We start from the raw sequence: 7,821 nt of genomic DNA on the forward strand, positions 1-7,821 counted from the left end.
ACTATGCGTGAAAAAGGGCGTATTGCTGAAGAAAAGGCTCTGGCTTACCTCGAAGTGCAAGGCCTTAAATTAGTCACGCAAAACTACAATTGTCGTGTGGGTGAACTTGATTTAATCATGCGTGATCGAGATTATTTGGTTTTTATTGAAGTGCGGGCACGTGTTTCTGCTAATTTTGGTGGTGGCATTGCAAGTATTACTTACGCTAAAAGACAAAAAATAATAAAATCAGCATTGTATTATATACAAACTCATAAAGCGCAGTGCCAATTACCAATGCGTTTTGATGTAATCAGTATTGATGGAAAATCAGCATCGATTACCTGGTTAAAAGATGCCTTTGGCATGGATTATTAAATTAGGAACGCTCTATCTACTTCGCACCTCCTTGATCCACATAACTGAGGTGGAGGTAAGCAATAATTAAGGTTTAAAAAATGGTTCAAATGGAAGAAAGAGTAAGATACCTTTTTGGTATTAATATCGAAACAAAAATTGCGCTTGCTGATGCTTTATCTGATTCAATCGCAAGGGCAGGTCAGCGATTGGTTAATTGTTTGCTTGGCGATGGAAAAATATTATTGTGCGGCAATGGTGGTTCAAGTGCTAACTGCATGCATTTTGCTAGTGCCATGTTCAATCATTTTGAAGTGGAACGCCCTTCGCTACCGGTTTTTAATTTAAGTGCTGATGCGCCTAGTATTAGTTCCTTTGCCAATGAACATCATTACAGCCAAGTTTTTGCACGGCAAATACAAGCATTGGGGCAAGAGCAGGATGTATTGTTATTATTAACCACCACGGGTAATTCCGACAGCATGTTGCATGCGTTGCAAGCCGCAAATGAACGTGGCATGGATACCATTGCTTTAAGCGGGCGTGATGGGGGTGTTTTGGCCACCCACCTAGGTCCGGAAGATATGGAACTACGTGTTGCGTCTGATAGTTCGGCGCGGATAAGAGAGATGCACCTGTTCATATTACATTGTTTTTGTGATTTAATTGATCAGTCATTATTTGGTCAAGTTTTAGGATAAAAAAATGAATTTAAGTTCAAAATTAAAATCCGTTGTCTTGGTTTTAGTTGTAACATTACTTAGTGGTTGTGTTGCTGCAGTGGTTACCGGCGCTGCTGTTGGTATGGTTTACGATAGGCGTGGCATGATGACTATTGAAGCTGATACGCGCTTATTTCATGTAATTCATAAAAATATTGTCACTAATCGGCAATTTAGTGATTCGCGAATACTGGTAACTAGTTTTAACCGCGTTGTTTTATTGGTGGGACAAGCACCAACGGCATCGCTACGTGTTTTAGCTGAAAAAATAGCGCAAAGCACGCCAGGCGTAGAACGTGTTTATAATGAGGTCATTGTCAGTTACCCTATTCCTCTAACCCAACGCACAAAAGATAGTTGGATTACCAGTCAAGTTAGAAGCAGTATGCTTGCTAGAAAAGGACTTGAATCAGGTTCTATACGCATAGTCACCGAAAATGGGGTTGTTTACCTGATGGGAATTGTTACAGATAGGCAAGCATCCTTAGCGGTTGATGTTGCACGACGCATTAATGGGGTTCGTAAAGTCGTTAAAATTTTCCAATATATTCGCTGATATGTTGCAACAACACGGACGTTTTACTTTAGTGATTATATTCATGTTGATGGGACTGCTCGGCTGTTCTAGTAGCAGTTTATGGACAGGTGCTTCATTGGTTTATGATCGACATGATGTTTATAAAAAACTAGACGATTATCATTTGTACGTTAAAGTGAATAATGCGTTAACGGTTGATTCTTTGTTTAAAACCCCTAATTGTGCTTTGGATATCGCCGTTTTTAATGGTGATATTTTAGTTGCTGGTCATGTGCCTACTCCAGAAATAAATGCAGAATTACAACGGCGATTAAGCAATATTAAAGGATATCGCCGTTTTTTTAATGAAGTACGTGTCCGTGACATTCCTGCAAATACGCTACAAGACAGTTGGTTAACCACGAAAATTCGTAGTCAAATTTTTGCTGATTCGTCTATCGATCCTAATGCTTTTAAGGTAATTACCGCTGATGCTACTGTTTATCTAATGGGGGATGTTCGCCCAAGCGAAGCGGCAACCGTTATTAATATTGCTAGACGTACAACAGGAGTAGTCCATGTAGTTAAAGTGCTTAAATATTTAGTTTACCAAAAATAGGGGACTCTATTGAATTATAGGATGATTATGGGCAGATTCCTGGGGCTATAGATTTATTCATCCATCGCACCCAGGATGTCATTTGGGTTAATGGAATTGTCCTTTGTCCGGTCGTTTTCTCATTTTTCTTAATTTAAACTCACGTAACAGTCCAGTCGAACCATTTAGTTCTTCTTCATCTATATTGTTGTTCTGATTACAAGGATGAGATCGACAATGTTTGCGATACTCTAGGTGATGTTTGTTATGCTTGTGATGTAAGCCATCGTTATAGCGAGCTAACATTTTTTGTTGCAGACTGGCCGCGGTGTGTTGGATCTTATCAGGCATGTTATTTCCTTTGGCGAGGTTAATAAACATTACGTACTATCCATGGGAGGATAATTACGTCCCACATTGTAAGTATAGACATTAAAATCAAAATTTGATCTATAATTAATCTTTTTGGTTGTCTTTTTGATGAGTTTATTGTTAGTTACGCCTATATTCATCCTGATCATAGCCCACGTTACTGCAAACAGAATGATTCGCAGAACTGCCGGTGTCTGATCAGGAATGGCGAGCACTATTTGGGCAGTATGGGGTCGTGCCGCGCTTATATCGTATAAGGCGAACCGCTATTTATTTTAGAATGGCCTGTGCGTTCGATTTCCATATCGCGGATTTTAGTAAGCAGTTCCTTTAATTGTTCTTGATAATTACCGCGGTCAATTTGCTGTTCAACATTTTTAAGTCTATGGCGTAATTCTTCTGTATTTATATTAGGGTCGTTACTCGCAATTTGCAGTTCTAGTTCCCATTTTCTACCGACTAATTGATTGTTCTCGTCTTGTAGTTCACGGACTTTTTCTCTTAACTCTTCTTCAGATGGTTTTTTCACATGACCACCTAATTTATTAAATAATTGAAATCTTTGATATGCCATAATATTATCCTTATTTACTGAGTTTAGATTAACTTTTCGGTTAATTGCTTTAAATTTTCTGCCTGGACTCACTGGCTAGAGTGGGTTTATAATCTATGCACTCTGGTGTATTTTTAAAAAGGGCTTTAAGATCCTTAAAAGAACGCGCTGCTTTCGATTCATCAATATCCCGATCTGTAGTTTTATAAATCGTGCCTCTTTTACCTAAATGCCTATGCGAGGCCAGTGCTTCTTGTACCGCATTAATTTTTGTACTGGAAATAATCTTGCTACGTGCTTCAAGGGGGGTGTTAAATAAAGCATCTTCAATTTGATTGGCTTTATTATTTTTGTGCAAGGTGAAAAATCCAGCACTTATACGTAGCGTCTGGATGGTTTTTTTCACCGCTGCTACCTCTGGAGAATTTATAATTGCCAGTATTGGTTTTATATCGGTTTGCAACTGATAGAGTTCATTAATGTTGTGCGATTTGCACTTTAGATTAAGCTCAAATAAGCGAATGTATTGTTGTAATAATCGGTCTTTAGGGTGGGCATGCATTTTTATCTGCGTTAGCAATTGCTGGCATTTAGCATGTAATTCGCTAACAGAATCTCTGTGTCGCGAAGCGTTCGTGGCTTTGGCTGGCACGGTAGGTATTAATTTATCACGTAGTATTTTAAAGTCCAACTCCAAGCGAGCATGTTCTTCTTGTGGGATAATCGGTGAACCCGCGGCTTTAAATTCTTTTAAGTAGTGGAGAAAGTTTACCGCTTCTAAACGTGCTGCAGGTGTTTTCAGGTAGGCGCTAAAGGATGGATTCTGGCAGGCACTCATCGTTAATTCATCACGGCGTGCCTGCAACAAGTTGAGGTAGTAGGAACCACCCGCTGGCATGTATTTATCAACAAAGTGTGCCAAATAACGATTGGGGATTAGGCTTATTTTAAGCAAGGCTTCATTCGCCTCAGCGCGAAATTGCGTTGAGTTTGCCAGTGTAGGGGCAATGATGCTGCTTTTTGCTTGGTATACATTTTCTTTAACTACCTCTAACCAATTGAAGGTATAGTTATCTTTGCTAGGATAAGGAAGCTGGGCAATCGCAAGCGGTGTTAATTTATAGCGTCCACGAAAGCGAGATTCGGCAAAGCACCAGTCACCGTCGATCTTGATCGCCTTATTTTGTTCATCAAGTCCTATATTACCATTTTTTAGATCAATTTCCTGTAGATACAGAGCACCTACGGTAATTTGGCCTAAGCCATGGTAGCGGCCATTGGCAAAATTATGTGCTTCACCTTTGGGCAGATTGCGATAACCTATGACCTCTTCAGAAAGGATGTAATAAGTACCTGTTACTGAATTGCGTGCAATCAGTGTTTCGGGTTGGTGCGGAATCAGTAAGCGGAAAAATTCTTGACTCAAGAGTTCGATTTTCGCTTTTACAGGATCGGGCATTTCCTTGCTTATCCATGTTTTGGGGTTATCTTTTAAGGTTCCACGACACACCTTGTGCGAAAATTTAGCGCCGGTACCGATTTTGGTATTCTTAGAGGGGTTAAATTTAGCAATATTAAACACCAGCATATTTTTACTCATTAAGAATTTGCTCATGTAGTATACATGAAAAGTATTAACATTCGATAAATACTGTTACGATTGTTGATCATTGAATCAGGATGTTTTATAATCCGCGCGGTAAATCGTAGGTGAATATGTGAACAAACAGCTGAGTAAGCGCGGAATTGTACGGTTATGGCTAGTACAGTTAGGCACAACCGTAGTCTTTGCTGCTTTATGCGCGGTGCTGTATGGTACTAATGCAGCAGCTTCAGCATTGCTTGGTGGTATGGTCTGCGTTGTTCCTAACGCATATTTCGCAAGAAAATTATTTAAGTATCAAGGCGCGCGATCTGCAAAACAGATAGTAAATAGCTTTTATAAGGGCGAAGCTATGAAAATGGTTTTGTCTATCATGCTTTTTACTGCTGTATTTGTATGGATTAAAATCACGCCGTTGGCATTTTTTGCATCGTACATCATGATTTTAATGACGCATTGGTTTGCACCCTTGATTATTGTTAATAAACAGAATAGGCCCGAAAGTGACTGAAATGGTATCTAGCACAAATTACATCAAGCATCATCTAACGTACCTAACCTATAACGTCAGTGATATGAAAATGGGTTCAGGCGGTGGTTTCTGGACTTTAAATCTCGATACATTGTTTTTTTCTTTAGTCATCGGGATTATTGTTTCAGCACTCATGTATTTGGGGGCACGTAGAGTAACAACCGGGGTTCCTGGCAAATTGCAAAATTTTGCCGAGCTGATGCTGCAGTTTGCTGACAATCAGGTAAAAGATTGTTTTCATGGTCAAAGCAAATTAATAGGTCCTTTGGCACTAACCATCTTTATGTGGGTATTCCTGATGAATTTCATGGATATCGTACCGGTAGATATACTGCCCATGCTTGCCCAAACTGGTGGCGTCCACTATTTAAAAGTGGTGCCAACGAATGACTTAAACTTGACCTTTGCCCTGTCAATCACCGTATTTATATTGATTCTTTTTTACAGTATTAAAATAAAAGGCGCGAAAACGTTCATTAAAGAACTAACATTACAACCTTTTAACCACCCTGTATTTATACCATTTAACCTGTTGCTCGAATTGGTTGGCCTGATTGCTAAACCTATTTCTTTAGCGCTGCGGTTATTTGGAAATTTATACGCCGGCGAATTAATATTTATCTTAATTGCCTTGCTAACCTTAAATGCTTCAATAACATCACCTGTGGGTACAGCGACCCTAGGCTTAGCCCAGTTTATTCTGGCGCTTGGTTGGTCAATATTCCACATTCTGGTAATTACATTGCAGGCATTTATTTTCATGGTGTTGACTATTGTTTACCTTAGTTTGGCACACGAAGAACATTAACCGATTTATTTTCACCATCCATTTTAAAGGGGATAAATATGCAAGCTGCTAGTTTAATAGCACAAGTTCAAAGTATGACCGTTGTTGCGGTTGCCTTGTTGATTGGTTTAGGTGCATTGGGCACAGCGATAGGATTTGGTTTGCTTGGCGGCAAATTCCTAGAAGGCTCTGCTCGTCAACCTGAAATGGTGCCAATGTTACAAGTAAAAATGTTCATCGTTGCTGGTCTGTTAGACGCGGTAACAATGATTGGAGTGGGTATCGCATTGTTCTTCACTTTCGCAAACCCTTTCCTAAGCAACCTGGGTTCTTGATAATAAATGATCAGGGCGCAAAAGCGCCCTGATTGTTGCAGGAGATATAACGGTGGATATTAATTTAACCTTAATAGTACAAATGCTGGTATTTGCCGCTTTTGTTTTATTTACCATGAAATTAGTTTGGCCCCCATTAGCAAAAGCACTCGAAGAAAGACAAGATAAAATTGCTGATGGTTTATCCGCTGCTGAGCGTGGCCGTAAAGAACTTGAATTGGCACAACATCGTGTAAAAGATGAGTTAAAGCAAGCTAAAGTTCAATCAGCTGACATTATTGAAAAAGCAAATAAGCGTGCCGCCCAAATTATTGAAGAAGCAAAAGAAGCTGCGCGACAAGAAGCTCAAATGCAAGTAAAACTTGCTCAAGAGCAATTGGTGCAACAAGTAAATCACGCAAAAGAAGAGCTGCGTAAACAAGTTGCCAAATTAGCAATAACTGGCGCTGAGAAAATTTTGATGCGTGAAGTGGACGCTAAAGCGAATACTGCACTGTTAGATAACTTGATAGAAGAGATTTAATATGTCTGATAGCACCACCATCGCCAGACCCTATGCCAAGGCAATTTTTGAATCTGCCTTAGCAGAGAAAAAATTAGCTGAGTGGTCAGCAGGATTGATGACACTCGCACAAGCCGTGTTGAATCCTGAAGCTGCGCAGTTTATTGAAAACCCTGCATCGACAGTAGAACAACATATTGAGTTGTTGCAGGGTTTGAGCAACTCCGGGGTAAGCGAATCAATCAATAATTTGATTTCATTACTGGCTACCAATAAACGATTAATGCTCTTACCTGATATTAGTGCTCTATATGAAGTGCTTCGCGCAGAGCAAGAAAAAACTCTGGATGTGGATGTAAGTAGTTTTTCTGACTTATCTGCCGCACAGCAAGAGCGCTTAATTGAGTCATTAAGTCAGCGCTTACAGCGCAAAGTCTCGTTAAAAATTAGTATTGATCCTTCCTTGCTTGGCGGAGCAATCATTCGGGCAGGCGATTTAGTTATCGATGGTTCGGTTCGGGGCAAACTCAATAAACTTAGCACCGGCTTGGCCGCTTAATTTAGAGGATAATTTCCATGTCAGAACAAGTAGCGTTAAATCCTTCTGAAATCAGCGAATTAATCAGAAAGAAAATAGAACATTTTAATGTAGTATCTGAAGCACGTAACGAAGGTACTGTGGTTAGTTTAAAAGACGGTGTTGTTACTTTACATGGTCTTGAAGATGTGATGGCTGGGGAAATGATTGAATTCCCAGGTGGGGTCTATGGTTTAGCATTAAACCTTGAGCGTGATGCGGTAGGTGCGGTAGTTCTTGGCGATGCGACCTCTCTAGCAGAAGGTCAAAAAGGTAAATGTACCGGCCGTATTCTTGAAGTGCCAGTAGGTAATGGCCTTCTTGGTCGTGTAGTTGATGCCTTAGGTACTCCAATTGATGGTAAAGGCCCAATTGCGGCAGCCGGTA

12 protein-coding genes and 1 pseudogene are annotated in these 7,821 nt (G+C 40.0%); 10 read left to right on the top strand and 3 right to left on the bottom strand.

Going from position 1 to position 7,821, the window contains the following annotated elements; translation table 11 throughout:
- Window positions 1–3: 3 nt before the first annotated feature.
- From LDG_RS02220 to LDG_RS02235, 4 genes are all read left to right on the top strand, one after another.
- Complete coding sequence (locus LDG_RS02220; protein WP_006869484.1) at window positions 4–357, top strand: YraN family protein; 354 nt, start codon at window positions 4–6, stop codon at window positions 355–357.
- 80 nt (window positions 358–437) lie between these two features.
- Window positions 438–1,037, top strand: coding sequence for a D-sedoheptulose-7-phosphate isomerase (locus LDG_RS02225; protein WP_006869485.1), 600 nt, complete (start codon window positions 438–440; stop codon window positions 1,035–1,037).
- Window positions 1,038–1,041: 4 nt separating this feature from the next.
- On the top strand, window positions 1,042–1,614 hold the full coding sequence (locus LDG_RS02230) for a BON domain-containing protein (RefSeq protein WP_006869486.1): 573 nt from the start codon (window positions 1,042–1,044) through the stop codon (window positions 1,612–1,614).
- Between the two features lie 4 nt (window positions 1,615–1,618).
- Complete coding sequence (locus LDG_RS02235; RefSeq protein WP_199484642.1) at window positions 1,619–2,194, top strand: BON domain-containing protein; 576 nt, start codon at window positions 1,619–1,621, stop codon at window positions 2,192–2,194.
- An 87-nt stretch (window positions 2,195–2,281) separates the two neighbouring features.
- Here the strand turns inward: LDG_RS02235 and LDG_RS02240 are convergent, their stop codons facing one another.
- From LDG_RS02240 to LDG_RS18315, 3 genes are all read right to left on the bottom strand, one after another.
- On the bottom strand, window positions 2,282–2,524 hold the full coding sequence (locus LDG_RS02240; protein ID WP_040534187.1) for a hypothetical protein: 243 nt from the start codon (window positions 2,522–2,524) through the stop codon (window positions 2,282–2,284).
- A 265-nt stretch (window positions 2,525–2,789) separates the two neighbouring features.
- Window positions 2,790–3,119 carry a hypothetical protein gene (locus LDG_RS02245; RefSeq protein ID WP_006869489.1) on the bottom strand — a complete coding sequence of 110 codons (330 nt, stop codon included), beginning with the start codon at window positions 3,117–3,119 and terminating at the stop codon, window positions 2,790–2,792.
- A gap of 49 nt (window positions 3,120–3,168) precedes the next feature.
- Window positions 3,169–4,698 (bottom strand): hypothetical protein, encoded by a 1,530-nt coding sequence (locus LDG_RS18315; RefSeq protein WP_006869490.1) that lies wholly within the window; start codon window positions 4,696–4,698, stop codon window positions 3,169–3,171.
- Window positions 4,699–4,816: 118 nt separating this feature from the next.
- Here LDG_RS18315 and LDG_RS02255 point away from each other — a divergent pair, with 118 nt between their 5' ends.
- From LDG_RS02255 to LDG_RS02280, 6 genes and pseudogenes are all read left to right on the top strand, one after another.
- Window positions 4,817–5,212, top strand: a complete 396-nt coding sequence (locus LDG_RS02255) for a F0F1 ATP synthase subunit I (RefSeq protein ID WP_040534176.1) — start codon at window positions 4,817–4,819, stop codon at window positions 5,210–5,212.
- 1 nt (window position 5,213) lies between these two features.
- Window positions 5,214–6,041: a F0F1 ATP synthase subunit A gene (atpB, locus tag LDG_RS02260; protein WP_083821359.1), complete on the top strand. Its 828-nt coding sequence runs from the start codon at window positions 5,214–5,216 to the stop codon at window positions 6,039–6,041.
- Window positions 6,042–6,079: 38 nt separating this feature from the next.
- Window positions 6,080–6,355, top strand: coding sequence for a F0F1 ATP synthase subunit C (gene atpE, locus LDG_RS02265; RefSeq protein ID WP_006869493.1), 276 nt, complete (start codon window positions 6,080–6,082; stop codon window positions 6,353–6,355).
- Window positions 6,356–6,407: 52 nt separating this feature from the next.
- On the top strand, window positions 6,408–6,878 hold the full coding sequence (locus LDG_RS02270; RefSeq protein WP_006869494.1) for a F0F1 ATP synthase subunit B: 471 nt from the start codon (window positions 6,408–6,410) through the stop codon (window positions 6,876–6,878).
- Between the two features lies 1 nt (window position 6,879).
- Window positions 6,880–7,416: a F0F1 ATP synthase subunit delta gene (locus LDG_RS02275; protein WP_006869495.1), complete on the top strand. Its 537-nt coding sequence runs from the start codon at window positions 6,880–6,882 to the stop codon at window positions 7,414–7,416.
- A 17-nt stretch (window positions 7,417–7,433) separates the two neighbouring features.
- Window positions 7,434–7,821 (top strand): annotated as a pseudogene (locus LDG_RS02280) (F0F1 ATP synthase subunit alpha); the annotation flags it as partial.

The organism is Legionella drancourtii LLAP12 (genome assembly GCF_000162755.2).
GTDB lineage: Bacteria > Pseudomonadota > Gammaproteobacteria > Legionellales > Legionellaceae > Legionella > Legionella drancourtii.

Bases quoted from the DNA above. Each gene is read 5' to 3' on its own strand.
- atpE (WP_006869493.1), top strand. From the start codon at position 6,080: ATGCAAGCTGCTAGTTTAATAGCACAAGTTCAAAGTATGACCGTTGTT.
- atpB (WP_083821359.1), top strand. From the start codon at position 5,214: ATGGTATCTAGCACAAATTACATCAAGCATCATCTAACGTACCTAACC.
- LDG_RS02220 (WP_006869484.1), top strand. From the start codon at position 4: ATGCGTGAAAAAGGGCGTATTGCTGAAGAAAAGGCTCTGGCTTACCTC.
- LDG_RS02245 (WP_006869489.1), bottom strand. From the start codon at position 3,119: ATGGCATATCAAAGATTTCAATTATTTAATAAATTAGGTGGTCATGTG.
- LDG_RS02275 (WP_006869495.1), top strand. From the start codon at position 6,880: ATGTCTGATAGCACCACCATCGCCAGACCCTATGCCAAGGCAATTTTT.
- LDG_RS18315 (WP_006869490.1), bottom strand. From the start codon at position 4,698: ATGAGTAAAAATATGCTGGTGTTTAATATTGCTAAATTTAACCCCTCT.
- LDG_RS02240 (WP_040534187.1), bottom strand. From the start codon at position 2,524: ATGCCTGATAAGATCCAACACACCGCGGCCAGTCTGCAACAAAAAATG.
- LDG_RS02225 (WP_006869485.1), top strand. From the start codon at position 438: ATGGTTCAAATGGAAGAAAGAGTAAGATACCTTTTTGGTATTAATATC.
- LDG_RS02230 (WP_006869486.1), top strand. From the start codon at position 1,042: ATGAATTTAAGTTCAAAATTAAAATCCGTTGTCTTGGTTTTAGTTGTA.